General features: G+C 72.1%; 23 protein-coding genes and 1 tRNA gene. 15 read left to right on the forward strand and 9 right to left on the reverse strand.

Going from position 1 to position 21,840, the window contains the following annotated elements:
• Positions 1 to 35: 35 nt before the first annotated feature.
• From eno to ACPPVS_RS03105, 8 genes are all read left to right on the forward strand, one after another.
• On the forward strand, positions 36 to 1,316 hold the full coding sequence (eno, locus tag ACPPVS_RS03070; RefSeq protein WP_426594511.1) for a phosphopyruvate hydratase: 1,281 nt from the start codon (positions 36 to 38) through the stop codon (positions 1,314 to 1,316).
• A gap of 510 nt (positions 1,317 to 1,826) precedes the next feature.
• Positions 1,827 to 2,315, forward strand: a complete 489-nt coding sequence (locus ACPPVS_RS03075; RefSeq protein WP_426594512.1) for an FtsB family cell division protein — start codon at positions 1,827 to 1,829, stop codon at positions 2,313 to 2,315.
• A 30-nt stretch (positions 2,316 to 2,345) separates the two neighbouring features.
• Positions 2,346 to 2,849, forward strand: a complete 504-nt coding sequence (locus ACPPVS_RS03080; RefSeq protein ID WP_426594513.1) for a DUF501 domain-containing protein — start codon at positions 2,346 to 2,348, stop codon at positions 2,847 to 2,849.
• A gap of 36 nt (positions 2,850 to 2,885) precedes the next feature.
• Complete coding sequence (locus ACPPVS_RS03085; protein ID WP_426594514.1) at positions 2,886 to 3,839, forward strand: exopolyphosphatase; 954 nt, start codon at positions 2,886 to 2,888, stop codon at positions 3,837 to 3,839.
• Positions 3,840 to 3,955: 116 nt separating this feature from the next.
• On the forward strand, positions 3,956 to 4,285 hold the full coding sequence (locus tag ACPPVS_RS03090; protein ID WP_426594515.1) for a PadR family transcriptional regulator: 330 nt from the start codon (positions 3,956 to 3,958) through the stop codon (positions 4,283 to 4,285).
• Complete coding sequence (locus tag ACPPVS_RS03095) at positions 4,282 to 5,412, forward strand: HAAS signaling domain-containing protein (RefSeq protein ID WP_426594516.1); 1,131 nt, start codon at positions 4,282 to 4,284, stop codon at positions 5,410 to 5,412. Before ACPPVS_RS03090 ends, ACPPVS_RS03095 begins: the two co-directional genes overlap by 4 nt.
• A gap of 116 nt (positions 5,413 to 5,528) precedes the next feature.
• On the forward strand, positions 5,529 to 6,980 hold the full coding sequence (locus ACPPVS_RS03100) for an NAD(P)/FAD-dependent oxidoreductase (RefSeq protein WP_426594518.1): 1,452 nt from the start codon (positions 5,529 to 5,531) through the stop codon (positions 6,978 to 6,980).
• 72 nt (positions 6,981 to 7,052) lie between these two features.
• A tRNA-Leu gene (locus ACPPVS_RS03105) sits at positions 7,053 to 7,126 on the forward strand.
• A gap of 42 nt (positions 7,127 to 7,168) precedes the next feature.
• On the opposite strand, the gene ACPPVS_RS03110 is transcribed toward ACPPVS_RS03105, so the two are convergent.
• The gene (locus tag ACPPVS_RS03110; protein ID WP_426594519.1) at positions 7,169 to 8,032 is read right to left on the reverse strand and encodes a siderophore-interacting protein; all 864 of its coding nucleotides are present in this window, start codon (positions 8,030 to 8,032) and stop codon (positions 7,169 to 7,171) included.
• A gap of 47 nt (positions 8,033 to 8,079) precedes the next feature.
• Positions 8,080 to 8,529 (reverse strand): MarR family winged helix-turn-helix transcriptional regulator, encoded by a 450-nt coding sequence (locus ACPPVS_RS03115; RefSeq protein ID WP_426594521.1) that lies wholly within the window; start codon positions 8,527 to 8,529, stop codon positions 8,080 to 8,082.
• Between the two features lie 109 nt (positions 8,530 to 8,638).
• Here ACPPVS_RS03115 and ACPPVS_RS03120 point away from each other — a divergent pair, with 109 nt between their 5' ends.
• Complete coding sequence (locus ACPPVS_RS03120) at positions 8,639 to 9,877, forward strand: MFS transporter (RefSeq protein WP_426594522.1); 1,239 nt, start codon at positions 8,639 to 8,641, stop codon at positions 9,875 to 9,877.
• Positions 9,878 to 9,928: 51 nt separating this feature from the next.
• On the opposite strand, the gene ACPPVS_RS03125 is transcribed toward ACPPVS_RS03120, so the two are convergent.
• Together ACPPVS_RS03125 and ACPPVS_RS03130 are read right to left on the reverse strand one after the other, a co-directional pair.
• On the reverse strand, positions 9,929 to 10,795 hold the full coding sequence (locus tag ACPPVS_RS03125; protein ID WP_426594523.1) for an ABC transporter permease subunit: 867 nt from the start codon (positions 10,793 to 10,795) through the stop codon (positions 9,929 to 9,931).
• Complete coding sequence (locus ACPPVS_RS03130) at positions 10,792 to 11,730, reverse strand: ABC transporter ATP-binding protein (protein ID WP_426594524.1); 939 nt, start codon at positions 11,728 to 11,730, stop codon at positions 10,792 to 10,794. The genes ACPPVS_RS03125 and ACPPVS_RS03130 overlap by 4 nt, the downstream gene beginning before the upstream one ends.
• Before the next feature lie 209 nt (positions 11,731 to 11,939).
• Here ACPPVS_RS03130 and ACPPVS_RS03135 point away from each other — a divergent pair, with 209 nt between their 5' ends.
• On the forward strand, positions 11,940 to 12,761 hold the full coding sequence (locus tag ACPPVS_RS03135; RefSeq protein WP_426594525.1) for a Bax inhibitor-1/YccA family protein: 822 nt from the start codon (positions 11,940 to 11,942) through the stop codon (positions 12,759 to 12,761).
• Positions 12,762 to 12,854: 93 nt separating this feature from the next.
• Entirely contained in the window at positions 12,855 to 14,219 is a 1,365-nt protein-coding gene (locus tag ACPPVS_RS03140) for a cystathionine beta-synthase (RefSeq protein WP_426594526.1), read from the forward strand.
• Positions 14,220 to 14,258: 39 nt separating this feature from the next.
• On the opposite strand, the gene ACPPVS_RS03145 is transcribed toward ACPPVS_RS03140, so the two are convergent.
• Positions 14,259 to 14,822: a TetR-like C-terminal domain-containing protein gene (locus ACPPVS_RS03145; protein ID WP_426594527.1), complete on the reverse strand. Its 564-nt coding sequence runs from the start codon at positions 14,820 to 14,822 to the stop codon at positions 14,259 to 14,261.
• Positions 14,815 to 15,669: an alpha/beta fold hydrolase gene (locus tag ACPPVS_RS03150; RefSeq protein WP_426594528.1), complete on the reverse strand. Its 855-nt coding sequence runs from the start codon at positions 15,667 to 15,669 to the stop codon at positions 14,815 to 14,817. Before ACPPVS_RS03150 ends, ACPPVS_RS03145 begins: the two co-directional genes overlap by 8 nt.
• A gap of 109 nt (positions 15,670 to 15,778) precedes the next feature.
• On the opposite strand from ACPPVS_RS03150, the gene ACPPVS_RS03155 reads away from it, so the two are divergent.
• The 3 genes from ACPPVS_RS03155 to ACPPVS_RS03165 are packed head-to-tail and all read left to right on the forward strand — an operon-like array spanning position 15,779 to position 17,987.
• Positions 15,779 to 16,186: an FKBP-type peptidyl-prolyl cis-trans isomerase gene (locus tag ACPPVS_RS03155; protein WP_426594529.1), complete on the forward strand. Its 408-nt coding sequence runs from the start codon at positions 15,779 to 15,781 to the stop codon at positions 16,184 to 16,186.
• A 4-nt stretch (positions 16,187 to 16,190) separates the two neighbouring features.
• Complete coding sequence (locus ACPPVS_RS03160) at positions 16,191 to 17,054, forward strand: MerR family transcriptional regulator (RefSeq protein ID WP_426594530.1); 864 nt, start codon at positions 16,191 to 16,193, stop codon at positions 17,052 to 17,054.
• A gap of 33 nt (positions 17,055 to 17,087) precedes the next feature.
• Positions 17,088 to 17,987 carry a transglutaminase-like domain-containing protein gene (locus ACPPVS_RS03165; RefSeq protein WP_426594531.1) on the forward strand — a complete coding sequence of 300 codons (900 nt, stop codon included), beginning with the start codon at positions 17,088 to 17,090 and terminating at the stop codon, positions 17,985 to 17,987.
• On the opposite strand, the gene ACPPVS_RS03170 is transcribed toward ACPPVS_RS03165, so the two are convergent.
• Positions 17,971 to 18,945, reverse strand: coding sequence for a sigma-70 family RNA polymerase sigma factor (locus tag ACPPVS_RS03170; RefSeq protein ID WP_426594532.1), 975 nt, complete (start codon positions 18,943 to 18,945; stop codon positions 17,971 to 17,973). The genes ACPPVS_RS03165 and ACPPVS_RS03170 overlap by 17 nt on opposite strands.
• Before the next feature lie 130 nt (positions 18,946 to 19,075).
• On the opposite strand from ACPPVS_RS03170, the gene ACPPVS_RS03175 reads away from it, so the two are divergent.
• Positions 19,076 to 19,462 carry an SgcJ/EcaC family oxidoreductase gene (locus ACPPVS_RS03175; RefSeq protein WP_426594533.1) on the forward strand — a complete coding sequence of 129 codons (387 nt, stop codon included), beginning with the start codon at positions 19,076 to 19,078 and terminating at the stop codon, positions 19,460 to 19,462.
• 67 nt (positions 19,463 to 19,529) lie between these two features.
• Here the strand turns inward: ACPPVS_RS03175 and ACPPVS_RS03180 are convergent, their stop codons facing one another.
• Both ACPPVS_RS03180 and msrA read right to left on the reverse strand, forming a co-directional pair.
• On the reverse strand, positions 19,530 to 20,783 hold the full coding sequence (locus ACPPVS_RS03180) for a D-arabinono-1,4-lactone oxidase (protein WP_426594534.1): 1,254 nt from the start codon (positions 20,781 to 20,783) through the stop codon (positions 19,530 to 19,532).
• A gap of 317 nt (positions 20,784 to 21,100) precedes the next feature.
• Positions 21,101 to 21,769 (reverse strand): peptide-methionine (S)-S-oxide reductase MsrA, encoded by a 669-nt coding sequence (gene msrA / locus ACPPVS_RS03185; protein WP_426594535.1) that lies wholly within the window; start codon positions 21,767 to 21,769, stop codon positions 21,101 to 21,103.
• Between the last annotated feature and the right edge of the window lie 71 nt (positions 21,770 to 21,840).

The raw sequence follows: 21,840 nt of genomic DNA on the forward strand, positions 1-21,840 counted from the left end.
GGTCGTAAACCCACCCGCTCGTCGAAGGAGCACCCATGGCCAGCATCGAGGCCGTCGGCGCCCGCGAGATCTTGGACTCGCGCGGCAACCCCACTGTCGAGGTCGAGGTCGCCCTCGACGACGGCACCATCGCCCGTGCCGCCGTCCCGTCGGGCGCGTCCACGGGTGCGTTCGAGGCCGTCGAGCGTCGTGACGGCGACGCGGCCCGCTACCTGGGCAAGGGCGTCGAGGAGGCCGTGAACGCGGTCATCGACGAGATCGCCCCCGAGCTCATCGGCTTCGAGGCGACCGAGCAGCGTCTGGTCGACGCCGCGCTGATCGACCTCGACGGCACCGCCAACAAGGGCAAGCTCGGCGCCAACGCGATCCTCGGCGTCTCGCTCGCCGTGGCGAAGGCCGCCGCCGACTCCGCCAACCTGCCGCTGTTCCGCTACATCGGTGGCCCCAACGCGCACGTGCTTCCGGTCCCGATGATGAACATCCTCAACGGTGGGTCGCACGCCGACTCCAACGTGGACATCCAGGAGTTCATGGTCGCGCCGTTCGGCCCCACGACGTACCGCGAGGCCCTGCGCACCGGCGTCGAGATCTACCACTCGCTCAAGTCCGTCCTCAAGGGCAAGGGCCTGGGCACGGGCCTCGGCGACGAGGGCGGCTTCGCCCCCAACCTGCCGAGCAACCGCGACGCGCTGGACCTGATCCTGGTCGCCATCGAGAAGGCCGGCTTCACGCCCGGCGTCGACGTGGGCCTCGCGCTCGACGTCGCCGCCACCGAGTTCTTCAAGGACGGCGCCTACCAGTTCGAGGGCAAGGCGCTCTCCAACGAGCAGATGTCGGCGTACTACGAGCAGCTGGTGAACGACTACCCGCTGGTCTCCATCGAGGACCCGCTGTCCGAGGACGAGTGGGAGGGCTGGAGCCACCTGGTCGCCACCATCGGTGACAAGGTGCAGATCGTCGGCGACGACCTGTTCGTCACCAACCCTGAGCGTCTGCGCAAGGGCATCGAGCTCAAGTCGGCCAACTCGCTGCTGGTCAAGCTCAACCAGATCGGCACCCTGACCGAGACGCTGGACGCCGTCGAGCTGGCCCAGCGCAGCGGCTTCACGACGATGACCTCGCACCGCTCCGGCGAGACCGAGGACACGACGATCGCGGACCTGTCCGTGGCCACCAACGCCGGCCAGATCAAGACCGGTGCCCCGGCCCGTGGCGAGCGCATCAACAAGTACAACCAGCTCCTGCGCATCGAGGAGGAGCTGGACGACGCCGCCGTGTACGCGGGCCGTTCGGCTTTCCCCCGCTTCAAGGGCTGAGCACGACGGAAGGCCGGTCGCCCTCGCGGGTGGCCGGCCTTCGGCGCGTCCGGGGCCGGCTGCGCTCGTGCATGACCGGGCTGCTCGGCGCCGCGCCGGTCCGGCGCGCCCGCAGGGAGCGGGGTCCGGCGACCTCGGCGTGGGCCGGGGCAGAATCGCACCATGTCTGCCCCTCGACGCCCGGCGTCTCCGAGCGCGCCCCGGCGGCGTGCGGCGCCGCGCACCGGGACGGGCGCGGGAGCGGCCTCGACGCACCCCGCGGGAACGGCGGCGCCGTCGGGATCCGGCGCGCGGGACGGGTCGACGAGCGCGCCCGACGACGGTTCGCGATCGCCCCGGGCGTCGACGACCTCCAAGCCATCGCCACGACCCCCTTCCGCAGCGCGCCCCTCGTCGTCGGCATCGCGCCCCTCCGCGTCGTCGCGACCCGCGGCCACGGGCCCCGCGACCCGAGGGGGACCGGCCACCCCGGCGCGCGGCACCGCCCGGGCGGAACGGTCGCAGCTCACGGTGCCGCGACTGTTCACGGTGCGGGCGATGGTGTTCGGGTGCGTCCTGCTGCTGGCGTTCGTGCTGGTCTACCCGACGCTGCACTCCTACCTGCGGCAGAAGGCCGAGGTCGACCAGCTGCGCGCGCAGGTGAGCGCGGCCGAGCACCGCAACGACGACCTCCAGGCGGACCTGGACCGGTGGAACGACCCGGCGTACGTCGCCACGCAGGCACGTGCACGGCTCTCGTTCGTGCTGCCCGGGGAGAAGGCGTTCCGCGTGGTCGACCCGCAGACGGTGCCGGACACCGCCCCGGTCGAGCAGGGCCCCGCCGCGGCGTTGGACACCGGCGGGACGCAGCCCTGGTACGCGTCGGTGTGGGACTCGGTCCAGGTGGCCGGGACCACGCCCGTGCCGGCGACGCAGGACGGCCGTCCCGCGGACGTCCCGACGCCGGCTGCCCCGTCGCCGGGCGACAATGGGTCGCCGACCCCCGCGCCGGGCGGCTGACGCACCCGCAACCCGAACGGACCTTCTCTCGTGACACGCACGCCGCTGGACGCCGTGACCGACCAGGACATCGCCGTGCTGGCCGAACAGCTCGGCCGGCCGCCCCGCGGTGTCGTCGGCATCGCGGCCCGGTGCGTCTGCGGCCGCCCGCTCGTGGTGCGCACGGCCCCTCGCCTCGACGACGGCACCCCGTTCCCGACGACCTACTACCTCACGAACCCGCCCGCGGTCGCGGCCGTGAGCACGCGTGAGGCGACCGGTTTGATGAAGGAGCTCACCGCCCGGCTCGCCGACGACGAGGAGCTCGCGGCCGCCTACCGGCGCGCGCACGAGGCGTACCTGGCCGACCGTGAGGAGCTCGGTCACGTCGAGGAGATCGCCGGCATCTCCGCGGGCGGCATGCCCACCCGGGTCAAGTGCTTGCACGTCCTTGTCGGGCACGCGCTCGCGGCGGGGCCGGGCGTGAACCCGATCGGCGACGAGGTCCTGGCCCTCATCCGCGACGAGTGGCGCCCGGACCGCTGCACCTGCTGACCCGGACCGGCCGTGCCGGGGTGCGAGGATGAGCGCGTGACGCGTGTGGCTGCCATCGACTGCGGGACCAACTCGATCCGGTTGCTGGTGGCGGACGTCGATCCGTCGGCCGGCACCCTGGTGGACCTGGACCGGCGGATGGAGGTGGTCCGGCTCGGGCAGGGCGTGGACCGGACCGGTCGGATCGCCCCGGAGGCCCTCGAGCGGACGCTCGACGCGGCCCGGCGGTACAACGACATCTGCACCTCGCTCGGGGTCGAGGCGATCCGGTTCGTCGCGACGTCCGCCTCCCGCGATGCCGAGAACCGCGCGGACTTCGTCGACGGGGTGCGTGACGCGCTCGGCGTGGAGCCCGAGGTCGTCGAGGGCACCGAGGAGGCGGAGCTGTCCTTCCGTGGCGCCACGGGCGTGCTGGCGGGACGGCATCCGGGTCCGTTCCTCGTCGTGGACCTGGGCGGCGGCTCGACGGAGCTGGTGCTGGGGAGCGACACCGTCGAGGCCGCGTACTCGATGGACGTCGGCTGCGTCCGGCTGACCGAGCGGCACCTGCACTCCGACCCGCCGACCGTCGACGAGATCGCTCGATCCCGGCGTGACATCCACGCCGCCCTCGACACGGCCTCGGCCCACGTCCCGCTGGGCAGGGCGGTCACGCTGGTCGGGCTGGCCGGCACCGTGACCACGGTGACGGCGCACGCGCTCGGCCTGGCCACCTACGACCCGCTGGCCATCGACGGGTCGGTCCTACCGGTCGCACAGGTGCTCGCGGCCTGCGACGACCTGCTGGCCCGCGACCACGCCGAACGCGCGGCGCTGCCGTTCATGCACCCGGGACGGGTCGACGTGATCGGTGCCGGCGCCCTGGTCTGGCACGAGGTGGTCGCCCGGGTGCGTGACGAGGTCGCGCGGGGCGGGGGAGAGCTGACCGACGTGGTCACCTCCGAGCACGACATCCTCGACGGCATCGCGTGGAGCGTCGCGACCCGCTGAACGACGGGCGAGACACGCCGGTGGTTCACTCTGGACGGTAGTGCGCACTGTGTAATAGCGTCGCGCTCGCGGGGGTCGCAGGGGGTCCCCCGCACCAGACCGGACAGGGAGGTCGCATGGACACCACCCAGCTGCTCAAGGGGGTGCTGGACCTGGCCGTGCTCGCCGTCGTCTCCGACGAGGACGGGTACGGGTACGACGTGGTCCGGCGGCTCCGCGCCGCGGGCATCGAGGAGGTCGGCGACGCGTCGGTCTACGGGACGCTGCGCCGGCTCTACTCGTCGGGAGCGCTGACGTCCTACGTCGTGCCCAGCGATGAGGGCCCGCACCGCAAGTACTACGGGATCAACGCCCAGGGCCGGGCCATGCTCGACGCCCAGCGCAAGGACTGGCAGGAGTTCGCGGGCACGATGGGGCGCCTGCTCGGGACGGAGGTCGTGCGATGAGCGTGCTGGAGACCACGGACGTCATGGACGTCGCCGCGTACGCCGCGGCCGTCCGCGCCGCACTCGACGGGCTGGCCCCCGAGCAGGTCGAGGACCTCACCGACGACCTCGAGGCGGACCTGGCCGACGCGCTCGCCGACGAGCGCCACAACGCGCACGGCCGCGGGGTGCTCGAACAGTTCGGACCGCCTCAGGAGTACGCCGCCGAGCTGCGGGCCGCGGCCGGGCTGGCGCCAGTGGCCGTCGAGGCGGCCCGTCGCACCACCCGCGAGGTGCTGGGCACGCCGGTGCGCGCGGTCCGGCGGGGAGGTCGCACGCTCCTGGGCGCGCTCCGCGAGAAGCCGTTCTGGCCGCCGGTCGAGTCGTTCCTCGTCGCGCTGCGCCCGTTCTGGTGGATCCTGCGCGGCTGGGTCGGCTACCAGGTCCTCTGCTACCTGGCGGGGGCGACGACGATGCGGTGGCTGCCGCGAAGCCTCGTCCAGTGGGTGGTGCTCGCGGTCGCGGTCGTGCTCAGCGTGCAGTGGGGACGCGGCATGTGGAACAGGTCGCGGTCGTTCTCCTGGGTCGCCGGCGCCGCCAACGTCGCGGCCGTGGTCCTGGTGCTCCCGGTCTTCGTGACCGTCCAGGGCCAGGTGCACCGCTGGGAGACGGTCTACGACAACTACGCCCGGGGCGCGTTCAGCCCGTCGGTCCAGACGCAGGTGGTCTACAAGGACAAGGCCGTCGACGGCGTCGTCGTGGACGGGATCCAGGTGAGCAACCTGTTCGCGTACGACGCGGCGGGCAACCCGCTCACCGACGTCCAGATCTTCGACGACCGCGGTCGCCCGGTGCGCACGACCTTCGACAACGGCGCCGGCCAGTTCTTCTTCCCGGAGACCAAGGAGCCCTGGTCGTTCGTGAGCCGGACGGACGCCGACGGCCGATCGCGGTGGAACGTGTACCCGCTCAAGGGCGCCCCGACCTCGCAGTTCACGTTCGCCGACGACGGCACCCACGCCCTGACCGGCAGCGCCACGGCGTCGATCCCGCCGCGCCCGTTCGCCAAGGCGCCCGCCCTGGACGCCTCGGCTGAGTCCTCCGTCGCGGCCGACGCGGTGGCCCCGACGCCGGTCCCGACTCCCTGAGGCGGTGGGACGGCGCACGGACCGTGCGCCGTCTCACACCCCCTGGGAGTGCACTGTGCGCATGATCACCGGGTTCGGGCAGGACGTCCAGGGTCCTGCGCCGCTACCGTTGAGGCATGCCTTCTTCCTCGGACGTCGCCAGCAGCCCGGCCACCGTGGAGTCGCCGGTGCGCTCGGCCAAGCCCCGCAAGGTTCCCCGCGTCGTGGTGCTCGGCGGCGGTACCGTCGGCCTGTACACCGCGCGCCGGCTGCGCAAGCGTCTGGGCAAGCGCGAGGCTGCGATCGTCGTCGTAGACCCGCGCCCGTACATGACGTACGCCCCCTTCCTGCCCGAGGCCGCCGCCGGGTCCATCGACGCGCGCTACGTGGTCGCCCCGCACCGCCGCGCGCTCAAGGGTGTCGACGTGCTCCAGGGCAAGGTCAGCCAGATCAACCACGGCGAGCGCACGGTCGAGATCACGCCCGAGGAGGGCGAGGCCTACTGGATCACCTACGACCACCTCGTCGTCGGCCTGGGCTCGGTCGCTCGCACGTTGCCCATCCCCGGCCTCGCGGAGGTCGCGATCGGCTTCAAGAACGTCGAAGAGGCCATCGCGCTGCGCAACCACGTGCTCAACCGCATCGACATGGCCGCGAGCACCTGGGACCCGGAGCTGCGTCGCAAGATGCTCACGTTCGTCTTCGTCGGAGGCGGCTTCGCCGGCGTCGAGGCGCTCGGTGAGGTCGAGGACATGGCCCGGTCCGCGGTGAAGTACTACAAGGCCATCGAGCAGGAGGAGATGCGCTTCGTCCTGGTCGAGGGCTCGCCGCGCATCCTGCCCGAGGTCAGCGAGGAGCTGGGCGGCTACACGCTCCAGGTCCTGCGCAAGCGCGACATCGAGATCTACCTCTCCACGTTCCTGTCCAGCTGCGTCGACGGTCACGTGGTCCTGTCGAACAAGGAAGAGTTCGACGCCGAGACCATCGTCTGGACCGCGGGCGTCAAGGCCAACCCGGTGCTGCAGAACTCGGACCTGCCGCTGGACAAGATGGGCCGACTCATCTGCAACGCCTACCTCCAGGTGACGCAGGAGGACGGCACGGTCGTCCCCGACGCGTACGGCGCCGGTGACTGCGCCGCGGTGCCGGACCTCTACAACCCCGGCAAGTTCTGCCCGCCCAACGCCCAGCACGCGCTGCGCGAGGGCAACCACCTCGGCGACAACCTGGCCCGCGTCCTGCGCTCGGCCCCGCCCACCGAGTACAAGCACAAGAACATCGGCGCCGTCGCCTCGCTCGGCATGTACAAGGGCGTCGCGCAGATGTTCGGCCGGATCAAGGTCAAGGGCTTCCTCGCCTGGGTCCTGCACCGCTCGTACCACGTCGCCGCCATGCCGACCTTCAACCGCAAGATCCGCATCGCCGCCGGCTGGACCGGCGCGCTGCTGCTCCGCCGCGAGGTCGTCGCGCTCGGCAGCCTGCACGACCCGCGCGCCGAGTTCCGCGCCGCGTCCGTGCCGGCCAAGCCGCGCGTGGTCGAGGAGTCCGCCGCTGCGCCGGTGAAGGAGAAGAAGGCCGCCTCGGCCTGACGCTCGTCGACGAGCCCCCGGTCCCTCGCGGGCCGGGGGCCTCGTCGTTCCCTGGCAGGATGAGCGGCGTCCGCCCCCGTAGCCCAACTGGCAGAGGCAGCCGGCTTAAACCCGGCCCAGTCCGGGTTCAAATCCCGGCGGGGGCACGCCGGCCCGCTCGCACCGTCACGCGTTCGGTGGGTGGGTCCTCAGGCGAGGCCCGCGGCCACCTCGGACTGCTCGATCGTGGCGAGCCAGTCGCGCTTGGTGGCGCGCCAGCCCTCGTCGTCGGCGCCCAGGCGCCAGTAGCCCGACACGGACAGCTGGTCGCGCCCGACGCCGCGCTCGGTGCGCACGTGGCGGCGCAGCTCGCGGACGGCACCGGCCTCGCCGTGCACGAACGCGCTGACGGGGTGCGGCAGCGGCGGCAGCGCGGCGACGCCGTCGACGAGGGCCAGCCCGGGCACGCCGAAGCCCTGGTGCACCCAGTGCACGAGAACCCCGGCCGGCGCGGTGAGGGGGACCTCGTCCTCGGCGTCGTGCACCTCGATCACGACGTGGCCGACGGCGTCGGGCGCGAGCCGCTCGAGCGCGACGGCGATCGCGGGCAGCGCGCTGGCGTCGCCCGCGAACAGGTAGGACGCGGCGGTCGGGTCGGGCGACCAGGCGCCGCCCGGGCCCTGGACCAGCACCTCGTCGCCGACCTTCGCCCCCTCCGCCCAGGGACCCGCGACGCCCTCGTCGCCGTGCACCACGAAGTCGAGCGTGAGCTCACCGGCTGCGTAGCCGCGGACCGTGTACGCGCGCTGCCGCGGCTGCTCGTCCGGCGCCAGGGACGCCCGCACGGCCTCGATGTCGAGCCGGCCGTCGTCGCGCAGCGGACGCGGGGCCCCCGCCGGCAGGAACACGACCTTGACGTAGGAGTCGGCGTGCGGGGAGGGATCGAACGCGGCCAGGCCGGGTCCGCCGACGACCACCCGGACCATCGTCGCCGAGAGCTGTTCGGTGCGGAGCACCTCCGCGACGAACGGTGCGGGGCGGGTCTTGGCCTTGGCGGCCGGAGCGTCGGTCATCGGTGTCCTTCGTCTCGGGAATGGCTCCACGCTAGCCCGAACCCGCCTCAGGACCGGCCGGCGTGCGCGTCCAGGTCGTCGTTGAGCCTGGTCAGCAGGTGGGCGAGCAGCTCGCGGTCCGTGGTGCTCCATCCGGTGAGCACGTCGTTGTAGACCTCGGCGCGCGCGACGCGCGTCCGCGCGAGCGCCTCGACGCCGGCGGGGGTCTCGGTCACCACCGCGCGCCGACCGTCGCGTGGGTCCCGCTCGCGCGTGACGAGCCCAGCGGCCTCCATGGCCAGCACCTGGCGGGTGATCGTCGACGCGTCCAGCCGCAGGTGGTCCGCGATCGCGTTGATGCCCACCGGTCCGGTGGTGTCGAGCAGGCGGAGCACCAGGTACGCCGAGCGCTCGAGCGTCACGTTCAGGCGGTCGCTCGCGCGTCGGTTCCGGTCGGCCAGGCGCAGCAGGAGGGCCACCTGGGCCTCGATCTCGGTCACGGCGTCGTCGTGTGACATGGGCTCACTCTCGGGGTACGAGCTCTCGGCGTGCGAACTTTCGGTCGGGGGGAGCTGGATGTAGCATACAGGTAAGTACCTGCACCATACAGATAAAGGACCGACGTCAGTGGCCTCCACCCGCATCGAACCCCACAAGACCGCGATCTACGCGACCGCGCTCACCGCGTTCTTCGCCATCGCCGGCATCGCCATCGTCGACCCGATCCTGCCGGCCATCGGCGCGGCGATCGGGGCGACGACATGGCAGATCGAGCTGCTGTTCACCGCCTACATCGGCGTGATGGCCCTCGGCATGATCCCGGCCGTCATGGCGACCGGTCGGTTCGGCTACAAGAAGGTGCTCATCGCGGGCGTGAGCACGGTCGCCGTCGCCGCCGTCCTCGCCTCGCTGTCCAACGGGATCGTGCCGCTCGCCGCGCTGCGCGGGCTCTGGGGGCTGGGCAATGCGATGTTCTTCGCGACGGCCATGGCCCTGCTGGTCTCGCTCGCGAGCGACAAGAAGTGGGTGGTGGAGCTCTTCGAGACCTGCGTCGGGCTCGGGTTCGCCGTCGGCCCGCTGATCGGCGGCCTGCTCGGCCAGATCAGCTGGCGCGTGCCGTTCTTCCTGTGCGGGATGTTCATGGTCGCTGCGCTCGTCATCGCCGTCACGCGCCTGAAGGACCCCGAGGAGAAGCCGGCGCCGCTGCGGTTCACCGAGGTGTTCCAGCCGTTCCGTCGCCCGGCGTTCGTCGCCCTGTCGGTGGTCACGGCCACCTACAACTTCGTGTTCTTCATCGTGCTGGGCTACACGCCGATCTTCCTCGGCCTGGACGTCGTCCCGCTCGGCCTCGTGTTCACCGCGTGGGGCATCGGTCTCGCGGTCGGCATCCTGGTGGTCGGGCACCGGCTCGCGCACCGCTTCGGCGCCGTGCAGACCGTCGGCCTGGCGATCGCTGTCCTGCTGGTCACGCTCGTCGGCCTGGCGACCTCTCACAGCACTGCGCAGTCGGTCGTCGTCCTGGTCGTCGCAGGCGTCGCGATGGGCATCTGCAACGCCAACCTCACGGACCTGGCGCTGGCCATGGGTTCGCCCGACCGCCGCGTGACCACCGGCGCGTTCAACCTGGTGCGCTGGGGCTTCGCGGCGCCCGCTCCCGTCGTGGCCGGCCTGCTGGCCGAGCACGTCGGCCTGGCGTCGCCGTTCTGGGTGGCGTTCGGGGTGCTCGCGGTGGGCGTCGTGGCGTTCCTGGTGACGGGTCACCTGATGGCCCGCTCCGTGGGCGAGCGCGTCCTGTGGTCGCGCTGGAACAAGGACGCCGAGGCGCTCGAGGGCGCCCCCGAGGAGGCGCTGGGCGAGCTGGTCTGAGGGACGACGAAGGGGGCGGTCGACGAGGACCGCCCCCTTCGTCCGGCAGCGTCAGGCGTCGCGACGCTTGAGCAGGTACGCCGCGACCCCGAGGACCACGACCACCCATGCGACGAGCACGCCGTAGCCCTGCCACGCCGTCAGGTGCGCGCCGACCGTGCCGGCGACGTTCTGCGCGATCTGCGCGTCCGTCATGGTGATGCTCTGACCGGCCGAGCCCGGCAGGAACGGCTCGACGTACTTCAGCGGCTTCCAGGGCACGATCGCGAAGATGATCGGGATCACGAGCAGGAGCCCGAGGATCGTCGACACTGCCGCCGCCGAGTGGCGCATGAGCGCGCCGAACGCGAACGCGAGCACGCCGATCGTGGCGATGTACAGCGCCGTGCCGAACAGGGCGCGCACCTGCTGGGAGTTGCCGAGATCGACACCGATCCCGACGCCGTTGAAGAACAGCCACTGCAGGCCCGCCGAGGCGGCGACCGTCACCAGGCTGAACGCCAGCATCGAGAGCGCGGCCACGAGCCCCTTGGACCACAGCACCGGCAGCCGCTTGGGTGCGGCCGTCAGGCTGGTCCGGATCATGCCCGTGGTGTACTCGCCGGTGATGGTTAGCGCACCCAGGATCGCCACGGCGAACTGGCCGAGGTAGACGGCTGCCTGGAACGCGTTGAGCGGGTCGGACCGGTCGGCGTCGGACGGACCGCCCTGCGACTCGGGCGGCGCGTTGTGGATCGCCAGCGTGATGAGGACGACGAGGGCGACCACCGTGAACAGGAAGATCGCGAGCGTCCAGAAGGTCGAGCGGACCGACCAGAACTTGATCCACTCGCTGCGCAGCAGGTGCGGGAACGAGAGCTTGCCCTTGCGAGCCGTGACGGTCGGGGTGGCCGGTGGGGTGGCGACGGCGGTGCTCATCGTGCGACCTCCTGCGTGTGCTCGGTGGGGACCTCGGACGAGTGGTACTCGACCGAGTCCTGGGTCAGGGTCATGTAGGCCTCCTCGAGCGAGCCGGAGACCGGCGTCAGCTCGTGCAGGACCAGACGGTTGGCAGCGGCGAGCTCGCCCACCTGCACGGTCGTCGCGCCGATGATGGTGAGCACGCCGGCCTCGTCGGACGTCACCGTGACGTCGGGGCCCTGGAGCAGGCCGGCCAGGTCGGTGGCCTGCGGGGACACGACGCGGACGGTCGCCTGCGTCGCCTGGGCGATCACGGTCGCGGTCGGACCGGAGGTGATGATGCGGCCGCGCCCGATGACGAGCAGGTGGTCGGCGGTCAGGGCCATCTCGCTCATCAGGTGCGAGGACAGGAACACGGTCCGGCCCTCGGAGGCCAGGTAGCGCACGAGGTTGCGGACCCACAGCACGCCCTCGGGGTCGAGCCCGTTGACCGGCTCGTCGAGGATCAGGGTGTGCGGGTCGCCGATCAGGGCGGCCGCGATGCCGAGCCGCTGGCCCATGCCGAGCGAGAAGCCGCCGACCCGGCGCTTGGCGACCGCGTCGAGACCGGTCATCGAGATGACCTCGTCGACACGCTTGTTGCCGATGCCGTGCGTCGCGCCGAGCGCGCGCAGGTGGTTGCGGGCGCTTCGGCCGGTGTGGACCGCCTTGGCCTCGAGCAGTGCGCCCACCTCGGTCAGCGGCGAGTGGTGCTGCACGTAGGGCTTGCCGTTCACGGACACCGAACCGGCCGTCGGGCGGTCCAGACCCATGATCATGCGCATCGTGGTGGACTTGCCGGCGCCGTTGGGACCGAGGAACCCGGTCACCCGGCCCGGCTCCACGGTGAACGTGATGTCGTCGACCGCGGTCTTCGGTCCGTATCTCTTGGTCAGGCCTTGTGCCTCGATCATTGCCAGATCCTCATCGTCGGGAGCACGTGCACGAGAACTTCCAGGGACGACCCTAGGCGGCATTCCTGACCCGCTGCATCGACCCATGGGAGGAGGACGCCGCTCCGATCGGAGGATGGGACGCATCGACTGGAACGATCCCCGGTCCCACGGCGTTCGCTACGGTGACAGACTCGTACAGACGCGCCCGATCCGTCCAGGAGGACGCCATGGCCAACCCGATCTTCGACAACAGTCCTGTGTTCCAGGACCCGGTCCAGCGCCGTGGGCAGAAGCCCGCCCCGGCGGGCGCGACGACGTACGCCACCACCGGTGCAGCCGCGACCGACGCCGCCTCTCTCGAGGCCCTGTACGGCTCGCCGTCGGCGACCGCGCGCGACACCCGGCGCATGACGTACGACGACGTCATCATCCGCACGGCCGGGCTGCTGGCGATCCTGGTCGTCGTCGGCGCCGCGACCTGGGTGCTCGCGCCCGGCCTGTGGTTCGTCGGCGCGATCGTCGGCCTGGTGCTCGGTCTGGTCAACGCGTTCAAGAAGCAGCCGAGCCCGCCACTGATCCTGCTCTACGCGGCGTTCGAGGGGATGTTCCTCGGCGGCCTCAGCAAGTTCTACGAGGACCAGTGGAACGGGATCGTCGGGCAGGCCGTGCTGGCCACGCTGTCCGTCTTCGCGGTCTCGCTGATCCTGTTCCGGTCCGGCAAGGTCCGCGTCACGGACAAGTTCCGTCGCACCGTCCTGCTCGGCCTGATCGGCTACTGCCTGTTCTCGCTGATCAACGTGGTGCTGTGGCTGTTCACCGGCATGCACGACTTCGGTCCGCTGCGCTCGGGCTGGCTCGGCATCGCCGTCGGGCTGATCGCGGTCGGCCTGGCCGCCGCGAGCCTCATCATCGACTTCGACTCGATCAAGCGGGGGGTCGACAAGGGCGTCCCGGCGAAGCTCGCCTGGGTCGCCGCCTTCGGTCTCGTCGTCACCCTGATCTGGCTCTACCTCGAGCTGCTGCGGATCCTCGCGATCTTCCGCAACTAGCCCCGCTCGCATGGTCGGACCGCTGCCCGGGTGCGAGGATCGCACCCGGGCAGTCGTGCGTCCGCTGCCCGTCCCCGAATGCGACGGAGCACCGTGAAGTACGCGCAGCACATCTCCGAGCTCGTCGGCGGCACCCCGCTGGTCAGGCTCGGCACCGTGACCGAGGGCCTGGCCGCGACGATCCTGGCCAAGGTCGAGTACCTGAATCCCGGCGGATCCGTGAAGGACCGCATCGCGCTGAAGATGATCGAGGCCGCCGAGGCGTCCGGGGAGCTCAGGCCCGGCGGGACGATCGTGGAGCCGACGAGCGGGAACACCGGTGTCGGGCTCGCGCTGGTGGCGCAGCGCAAGGGCTACCGCTGCGTGTTCGTCTGTCCCGACAAGGTCAGCCAGGACAAGCGGGACGTGCTGCGGGCCTACGGCGCGGAGGTCGTCGTGACCCCCACCGCCGTCGCTCCCGACCACCCGAACTCGTACTACTCGGTGTCCGACCGCCTCGTGCGCGAGATCCCGGGCGCGTGGAAGCCGAACCAGTACGCCAACGTCAACGGTCCGGCGAGCCACTACGAGTCGACCGGCCCCGAGATCTGGGCGGACACCGACGGGCGCGTGACGCACCTGGTCGCGGGCGTCGGGACGGGCGGCACGATCACCGGCACGGGCCGCTACCTCAAGGACGTCTCCGACGGACGGGTCGTGGTGATCGGTGCGGACCCGGCCGGCTCGGTCTACTCCGGGGGCGATGGTCGGCCGTACCTCGTCGAGGGCGTCGGCGAGGACTTCTGGCCGACGGCCTACGACCCCACGGTCCCCGACCAGATCATCCCCGTCTCGGACGCCGACTCCTTCGCGATGACCCGGCGGCTGGCGCGCGAGGAGGGGCTCCTCGTCGGCGGTTCCTGCGGGATGGCCGTGGTGGCCGCCCTGCAGGCCGCGCGCGACCTGCCCGCGGACGCCGTCGTCGTCGTGATCCTGCCGGACGGCGGGCGGGGCTACCTGTCCAAGATCTTCAACGACTCGTGGATGCGGTCGTACGGGTTCCTGGCGGCGGCGGAGGGCGCGACGGTGGGTGACGTGCTCCGGACGAAGACGGGTGAGCTGCCCGACCTCGTGCACACGCACCCGAACGAGACCGTGCGTGACGCCATCTCGATCCTGCACGAGTACGGCGTCTCGCAGATGCCCGTCGTCGGGGCCGAGCCCCCCGTCAAGATCGGCGAGGTGGCCGGGTCCGTGAGCGAGCGGGTGCTGCTGGACGCCGTGTTCTCGGGGGACGCCGAGCTGGCCGACCGCGTCGACCGGCACATGTCCCCTGCCCTGCCGCTGATCGGGTCGGGGGAGAGCGTGCAGTCGGCGCGCGAGGCGCTGCAGAAGGCGGATGCCCTCATGGTGGTGGACGACGGGTCGCCGGTCGGAGTTCTCACCAGGCACGACCTGCTGGGGTTCCTGGCGAGGTGATCCCGGTTCGTCCAGAGGCCGGCTCAACCGGTCCCGAGGTCACACGCGCAGTCGCGTGAGGCCGTCGACGAGCCCGTCGACGAGGAACGCGAAGCTCACGTCGACGTCCTCGGGCATCCCGAAGCCGCCGCCCAGCTCGAGGACGATGAATCCGTGCACCGCGGCGCGCACCGCGCGGACCGCGTGGATGCAGCTCTCCGGGGGCACGCCGAGCGCCTCGACGCCGCGGGACAGGTCAGCGATCACGGCGGCGCCGGCCTCCTGGACCTCCCACGCGGCCGGGTCGTGGACCCACGACGTGCCCTGGATGGCGTCGTACCGGCCCGGTGCCGCGAGCGCGTAGTCGCGCATCGCGTGGCCCATCTCCGCGACCGTGTCGAGGTCGCACGTGAGCGCGGCGAACTCCCGCACGCAGACGAGCGCGACGTCCCGCCGCAGGCCCGGCAGCCCGTCCACGTGCTTGTAGAGGCTGGGGACCGCGACACCGGCCCGGGCCGCGACGGTCGCGAGCGTGAGGTCGGCGTAGCCCGTCGCGCCGCCGTCGTCGACCACGCTCAGGGCGAGGTCGACGACGGCGGTGTGGTCGAGGCCGGCCCTAGGCAACGGCCTCGAACGCGTTCTCGAGACGGGGCAGCGAGGCCAGGAACGCGAGCGTGTCGTCGATGACGACCTGCGGCGCCTGGTGCTGCGGGTAGTGGCCGACCTCGGGGATGAGCGTGACCTCGGCGTCGACGGCCGAACGCAGCCAGAGCGCCTCGGCGGCCGGGTCCTTGAAGTCGGGGTCGATCGCGCCGACGAACGCGATGACCGGTGCGACGACCTCGCCCAGGCGAGCCTCGACCGGGGCGTGCGTGAGCTGGAGCGTCAGGTGCCGGAACGAGCGCAGGTGTCCCGGGCGCCGCAGCGACTCCTTGATGTCCGCGACGTGCTCGTCGAACCACGGGCCTTGCGTGCCGCGGCCGAAGTAGGTGCGGACCATGCGGGCCCACAGGGCGGGCCCCCACGGGCCCTGCAGCGCGACGCGGACCGCGCCGTGCGTGGTGGCGGTCGCCGCCGCGGACGCGGGCGGGTTGCGCAGGAGCGGTCCGGTGAGCACGAGCCCGGCGACGAGGTCCGGCCGTTCGGCGGCCGCCCACGCGGCCGCGGCCGCGCCCATCGAGTTGCCGCCGAGCACCGCCGGGCCGCCGAGGTGCTCGGCCAGCGCGATCAGGTCCTGGCCGGTGACCACGTCACCGTGCGTCGCGAAGGTGGTGTCGGAGTCGCCGTGCCCGCGCAGGTCCATGCACGCGACGCGGTAGCCCGCGGCGGTCAGGGGGCCGACGAGGTCCCGCCAGGTCGTGCGCAGGTCTCCCATCCCCGGCGCGAGGACGACGAGCGGTGCGTCGGCGTCGCCGTCGACCGTGTAGGCGATCCGTCCCTCGGGGCGGCTGATGAACTGGGCTGTGCTCATGGGCAAAAAGCTAATGCTATTAGCTTTTTGTGTCAACCCCGGCGATTCGGCGCGTGTCAGGGCGGGGCGGCAAGATGGGCGGGCACTGTCATCCAGAGAAGGAGTGGTCATGTCCGCAGCGCTGCCCGAGGTTTCGGGTTCCTTCGGCGAGAAGCCGACCCTGTCGTTCCCGGCGGGCACCCCGTCCGGTGAGCTGGAGGTGTCGGTCCTCTCCCGCGGCGACGGCGCGCTCGTCGAGGCCGGCGACGACATCGAGGTGCACTACCTCGGTCAGGCCTGGAACGGCGGGGTGTTCGACAACTCGTACGACCGGCGCTCCTCGATCAGCTTCGGCATCGGCGTCGGCCAGGTCATCGCGGGCTGGGACGAGGGCCTCGTGGGCCAGCAGGTCGGCTCGCGCGTCCTGCTCTCGATCCCGTCGCACCTGGGCTACGGCGACCGCGGCGTGCCCCAGGCGGGCATCAAGGGCGGGGACACGCTCGTCTTCGTCGTCGACATCGTCGGCACGAGCCACTGACCTCATGACCGCCGGGCCCGGGCCGTTGCCGGGGCCCGGCGTGCCTGAGCTGGGCATCGGCGAGTTCGCGCGGCGCTCGGGTCTCTCGCTCAAGGCGTTGCGGATCTACGACGCCCGGGAGCTGCTGCCACCGGTCCGCGTCGACGAGGTCAGCGGCTACCGCTACTACGCGCCCGACCAGCTGGAACGCGCGCACACGATCGCGCTGCTGCGGCGTCTGGAGATGCCCTTGGCGACGATCGCCGACGTGCTGGCGCAGCCGTCGACGGGAGCGGCCGTGCGTGCCTGGTGGGCGGCCCGGCAGCGGGACCTGTCCGACCGGGGCCCGGAGGTGGACCTGGTGCTCACCTCGCTGGGCGCGGGGGCGACGCTCGACGCGACCGGGCGGTTCGGGGTGGACGACGTCGTCATCACGTCGCAGCCCGCCCGGTCCGTCGCGACGATCCAGCAGCACGTGAGCCAGGAGGACCTGGTGGCGACCATCATGGCCGACGTCGCCGAGCTGCGGTTGTTCCTGACCGCGGGTGGTGCCTCCTTCGGCGCCGAGTACTGGGTGCTGTTCCACGGCGCGGTCGGGTTCGACGGCGACGGGCCGATCGAGGTCTGCGTGCCGTACGAGGGGCTCGTCGCGCCGGTCGGGCCCGTGACGCTGCGGCACGAGCCCGCGCACACGGTCGCGTACGTCCCGGTGACGGCCGCCGACTGCCGCTACCCGACGATCATCGGTGCCTACGTCGCGCTCGAGACGTGGTTCATCGGGCGGCGTGCGGTCGGGGCGGTCCGGGAGATCTACCCGGTGCCGTGGAACGACGACGGGGTCGTGGTGCACGTCGCGCAGCCGATCGATCTCGATCGCGCGAGGCGTTGACCCTGCCCCTGGGGCAGAGGCCACGCTGATCGCATGCCGAATCTCGACGCCTATGCCATGCACAGCCCGTTCAGCGACCCTGGCCCGTACGCCGGGCTTCTCGACGCGCTCGCGACGGACACCGGGTCCATCCAGCAGGCCGCCTGCAACGCGGTCATCCACTACCGAGGGGCCGCCGACGCGCTCTACGCCGGCCAGGACGCGGACATCGACCTGCGGTGGCTGTCGGAGATCCTGCGCGTGACGCAGGAGCGCTCGCCCGCCCCGCTCACGCAGCCGCGAGCACCGCACGAACAGGTCGCCGGCTGCTGCCGCGACCACACATTGTTCGCCGTCGCCGTGCTGCGGCAGCACGGGATCCCCGCGCGCAGCCGCGTGGGGTTCGCGGCGTACTTCCGGCCCGGCTTCCACCACGACCACGTGGTCGCCGAACGGTGGGACGGCACGCGCTGGGTGCGGTTCGACCCCGAGCTCGCCGACACCGACTGGCCGTTCGACACGCACGACCTGGACACCGGTCTCGGCGCACCCTTCGAGACGGCCGCCGAAGTCTGGCTGGCGCACCGGTCGGGCGTCGACGTCTCGTCGTACGGCGTCGACCCGTCCCTGCCGTTCCTCACCGGGCCGGGCTTCGTGCGCGGCTACGTCGTGGGCGAGCTGGCCCACCGGCAGCGTGACGAGCTGCTGCTCTGGGACGTCTGGGGCGACACGCTGCCCGACAACCCGCGCCCGGCCGAGGAGCTCGACGCGCTGGCCGACGAGGTCGCCACGCTGCTCGTCGCCGCCGACGCCGGCGACCAGGCGGCCGAGCGCGAGCTCGAGGACCGCTACGCCACCGATCCGCGGCTGCACGCGAGCGACGTGGTGACCCTGTCGCCGGTCGGGCGCGTGGGGGACACCGACCTCTCCGCCCGCGTCACGCGGTGGCGGTGAGACGCGCCGGCAGAGCGAAGGTGTCGAACACGTCCTGGTCCTGGAACGTGGTGTTGCGGCTGATGCCCGCCGCCGTGACAGCGAACACCTGGAGCGAGTGCAGGGCGTACCCGCCGTCGGGTGCGCGCGTGTAGGCGGCGACGGCAGGCTGCCCGTTCGCGGCCACCGGACGCATCCGCCAGTCCGTGCCGCGCAGGGTGAAGGCGCGGGCGATGAAGCGGACGTAGTGCTCGCGGCCGCGGTACCAGTTGACGAACGGCGGCATCTCGATGACGGCGTCCTGGGTCAGCAGCCGTTCCAGCATCGAGAGGTCGGCGTTCTCGAAGGCGACGACGTAGCGGTCGACCTGCGCCCGGTGGTCCGGGTTCACGGGCTCGTCGATCTGCTCCTCGCCCAGGCCGGCCTCGCCGAGCCGTGCGCGTGCCCGTTGCAGGGCGCTGTTCACCGCGGGGGTGGTCATCTCGAGTGCTGCGGCCACGTCCGCGGCCGGCCACTGGAGCACCTCGCGCAGGATGAGGACGGCGCGCTGCCGGGCGGGCAGGAGCTGCATCGCGGCGACGAACGCCAGCCGCAGCGACCCCCGCGCGGCCACCACGTCGGCCGGGTCCCCGACCAACGCGTCCGGGATCGGCTGCAGCCAGGGCACCTCCTCGCCGCGCACGAGCGGTGACATCGGGTCGTCGCCGGGCGGGGCGCCGAGCCCGGACGGCAGCGGGCGGCGGCTGCGCTGGTCGAGCGCGGTCAGGCACGCGTTGGTGGCGATGCGGTAGAGCCAGGTGCGCAGGCCGGACCGGCTCGGGTCGTACCGGTCGTAGGCCCGCCACGCGCGCAGGAGCGTCTCCTGGAGCAGGTCCTCGGCGTCGTGCACCGAGCCGAGCATCCGGTAGCAGTGCGCCAGGAGCTCCCGCCGGAACGGATCTGTCCGCAGCGTGAAGTCCTCGTCCGTCGTCGTCGCCACCGTGTCTCCTCGCTCGTCGTGCCCATACATACCGGCCGGCGTCCCGAAAGTCATCGCGCCGTCACCGATGAGCCGCCGGCGCCGGCCGGGTATGTACCAGTGACAGCTCCACACGACGAAGGGAACGACCATGACCGTGACCACGGACCGCGAGGTCCTCACCGTGCTCGACGACCTCTACCAGGCGTGGGCGGACCACGACGCGGACGCGTTCGTCTCCTCGTTCGCCGCCGACGCGACCTCGGTCCTGCCCGGCTCCTACAGCGTGGGCCCCGCGGCGACCCGCGACCGCATGGCGGCGGTCTTCGCCGGTCCGCTCAAGGGCAGCCGGACCCGCGACGAGGTGCTGGGCGTCCGCTACCTCGGCGACGACGCCGCGATCGTCAACGCCCGCACGGCCGTCCTGCTCGCGGGTCAGACCGAGGTGGCCGACGGCGCCTGGGTCAACGCCACGTGGACCCTCGCCCGGCAGGACGGGCGGTGGCTCATCGCCGCGTACCACAACTGCCCGGCCTGAGGCCGGCCGCCGGTCGGCACGCGCGCTCGCCGCGGGACTCGTCGCACGCTGCCGACGGGTCTCGCGGTCAGGCGTCGCGAAGGCCGTGCCGCTCCAGGAAGTCGTTGGCGAAGACGCCGGTCGGGTCGGTGCGGGCCACGAGCGCCCGGAAGTCGTCCCAGCGCGGGTACAGGCGGGCCAGCGAGCGGTCCTCGTCGGCGAAGAGCTTGCCCCAGTGCGGGCGGGCGTCGAAGGGCCTCAGCGCCGCCTCGAGGACCGGCAGGAGTGTCGTGACCTCGTTCTGTCGCGGCTGCCACGTGAAGTGGATGCCGACGCGGTCCCCGCCCGAGGCGGTCGACAGCCAGAGGTCGTCACCGGCGATGGTGCGGACCTCGCTGACCTGCAGCAGCGGGGCGATCTTGTCGGCCAGGCCGCGCACCGCCTGCAACGCCTCGACGGCCTGCGCCCTAGGCACCAGGTACTCGGTCTGCAGCTCGGCCCCGTTGCTGGGGGTGAAGTCGAGACGGAAGTGCGGCAGGCGCTCGTGCCAGGGGCCGGGCGACGCCAGCTGCGCGGTGGTGTGCACCGGATCGATGCCGGGCAGCGGGTGCCTCTGCTCGGCGGCGGGGGTCGAGCCGAAGAACTCCTCGCGCGGCTGGTACGACTCGGAGACCCGGGTCTTGCGCCAGACCTGCTGGATGCTCGGCTCGCGCCAGTCGGTGAACAGGCTCACTGAGCCGGCGCTCGAGGTCACGTCGTCCAGGTTGGCCAGGGCGGTCTCCCACGGCAGGTTCTCGTGCACCTCCTGCGCGACGTCGTAGGTGGGCTCGATGTCCAGCATGACCTGCACGGCGATCCCGAGCGCGCCGAGCGCGACGACGGACCCGGCGAAGTCGTCGTCGCCACGGACGAGGGTGCGCAGCGACCCGTCCGAGGACATCAGCACGAGGCCGGCCACCGCGGCGGCGAGGTTCTGCGACCGGTCGCCGGAGCCGTGCGTGGCGGTGGCGACGGCACCCGCCACCGAGATGTGCGGCAGCGACGCCAGGTTGCCCAGGCCCCAACCGGCCGCGTGCAGCTCCTGCGCGAGGGCGCCGTACCGGGTGCCGGCCGAGACGGTGACGGTGCGGGCGTGCGAGTCGATCTGCACCGACGACGCGAGCCCGTCCAGAGCGACCAGCGTGCCGGGTCCGTCGGCGAGGTCGTTGAAGCAGTGCCGCGTGCCGAGCGCGCGGACGCGGCGCGCCGAGGCGACGATCTGCGACAGCTCCTCGACGCTGCGTGGGTGCTGGACGACGGGCGCGCGGTAGGCATAGTTGCCGGCCCAGTTGGTGAGGGTCACACCCTCACCGTAGGCGCCGCCGTCCCGACCGCGCTCATCCGTGCCCGGCTCGGCCGGGGCCACCCGGACAGGTGGACCGGGGTCCAACGCAGCGTGGACAGGCGTAGACCGACCGTCGCGGCAGTCGGTACGTTCTCCTCCGGACCGGCAGGCGTCAGCGTCGACGCCCGCCGGACCAAGAGCCTGTTCGAGGGCGGCCGGAGACGACCGCAGGGGGACGCACACCGGCCCCACGTCGGGCGGGTGGCCGACAAGCGGGGGCGAGTCGGCCGCCCGCCCGATGGACCCGTCGGCTGACGGGTCCATCGTCGAACGGCTCAGGCCCCGGTCGGCCGCGGGCAGCTGGCGCCCGTGGCGTGCACCGGGCAGTACCCGGCGGGGTTCTTGTCGAGGTACTGCTGGTGGTAGCCCTCGGCGTAGTAGAACGGCCCGGCGTCCTCGGCCGAGCGGATCTCCGTGGTGATGGTGCCGAAGCCCCTCTCGGTCAGGCGCGGCTGGAAGTCCGCGAGCGTGCTGCGTGCGGCCAGCTCCTGCTCGGGCGTCGTGAAGTAGATCGCCGAGCGGTACTGCGTGCCGGCGTCGTTGCCCTGCCGGTAGCCCTGCGTCGGGTCGTGGTTCTCCCAGAAGGTGCGGATGACGTCGCCGGCGGAGACGAGCTTCGGGTCGTACGCCACGAGGACGATCTCGGTGTGCCCGGTCAGGCCGGTGCAGGTCTCCTCGTACGTCGGGAAGGGCGTGAAGCCACCCTCGTAGCCGACCGCCGTCGTCACGACGCCGGGCAGGTTCCAGAAGGTCTTCTCGGCGCCCCAGAAGCAGCCCATCGCCAGGTAGATGACCTCGGTGCCCTCGGGCCAGGGGCCCTGGAGGGGAGTGCCGAGGACGGTGTGGGTCGTCGGGATCGTGTAGGCGTACCCGTCGCGACCCGCGAGGGCCCGCTCCGGCGTCACCATCGTCGTCTTGAGGGCGGATCCGAACAGCCAGTTCATGGTCTTGATCCTCTCCGGGAGCCGGGTGGTCACCTGATTGCTCCCGGCCCGTGCAACGGCGTGGATCGTGC

The organism is Cellulomonas sp. McL0617 (assembly GCF_049994875.1).
Classification (GTDB): domain Bacteria; phylum Actinomycetota; class Actinomycetes; order Actinomycetales; family Cellulomonadaceae; genus Cellulomonas.

Bases quoted from the DNA above. Each gene is read 5' to 3' on its own strand.
- eno (WP_426594511.1), top strand. From the start codon at position 36: ATGGCCAGCATCGAGGCCGTCGGCGCCCGCGAGATCTTGGACTCGCGC.
- ACPPVS_RS03090 (WP_426594515.1), top strand. From the start codon at position 3,956: ATGGACACCACCCAGCTGCTCAAGGGGGTGCTGGACCTGGCCGTGCTC.
- ACPPVS_RS03095 (WP_426594516.1), top strand. From the start codon at position 4,282: ATGAGCGTGCTGGAGACCACGGACGTCATGGACGTCGCCGCGTACGCC.
- ACPPVS_RS03100 (WP_426594518.1), top strand. From the start codon at position 5,529: ATGCCTTCTTCCTCGGACGTCGCCAGCAGCCCGGCCACCGTGGAGTCG.
- ACPPVS_RS03110 (WP_426594519.1), bottom strand. From the start codon at position 8,032: ATGACCGACGCTCCGGCCGCCAAGGCCAAGACCCGCCCCGCACCGTTC.
- ACPPVS_RS03115 (WP_426594521.1), bottom strand. From the start codon at position 8,529: ATGTCACACGACGACGCCGTGACCGAGATCGAGGCCCAGGTGGCCCTC.
- ACPPVS_RS03125 (WP_426594523.1), bottom strand. From the start codon at position 10,795: ATGAGCACCGCCGTCGCCACCCCACCGGCCACCCCGACCGTCACGGCT.
- ACPPVS_RS03130 (WP_426594524.1), bottom strand. From the start codon at position 11,730: ATGATCGAGGCACAAGGCCTGACCAAGAGATACGGACCGAAGACCGCG.
- ACPPVS_RS03135 (WP_426594525.1), top strand. From the start codon at position 11,940: ATGGCCAACCCGATCTTCGACAACAGTCCTGTGTTCCAGGACCCGGTC.
- ACPPVS_RS03150 (WP_426594528.1), bottom strand. From the start codon at position 15,669: ATGAGCACAGCCCAGTTCATCAGCCGCCCCGAGGGACGGATCGCCTAC.
- ACPPVS_RS03155 (WP_426594529.1), top strand. From the start codon at position 15,779: ATGTCCGCAGCGCTGCCCGAGGTTTCGGGTTCCTTCGGCGAGAAGCCG.
- ACPPVS_RS03160 (WP_426594530.1), top strand. From the start codon at position 16,191: ATGACCGCCGGGCCCGGGCCGTTGCCGGGGCCCGGCGTGCCTGAGCTG.
- ACPPVS_RS03165 (WP_426594531.1), top strand. From the start codon at position 17,088: ATGCCGAATCTCGACGCCTATGCCATGCACAGCCCGTTCAGCGACCCT.
- ACPPVS_RS03175 (WP_426594533.1), top strand. From the start codon at position 19,076: ATGACCGTGACCACGGACCGCGAGGTCCTCACCGTGCTCGACGACCTC.
- msrA (WP_426594535.1), bottom strand. From the start codon at position 21,769: ATGAACTGGCTGTTCGGATCCGCCCTCAAGACGACGATGGTGACGCCG.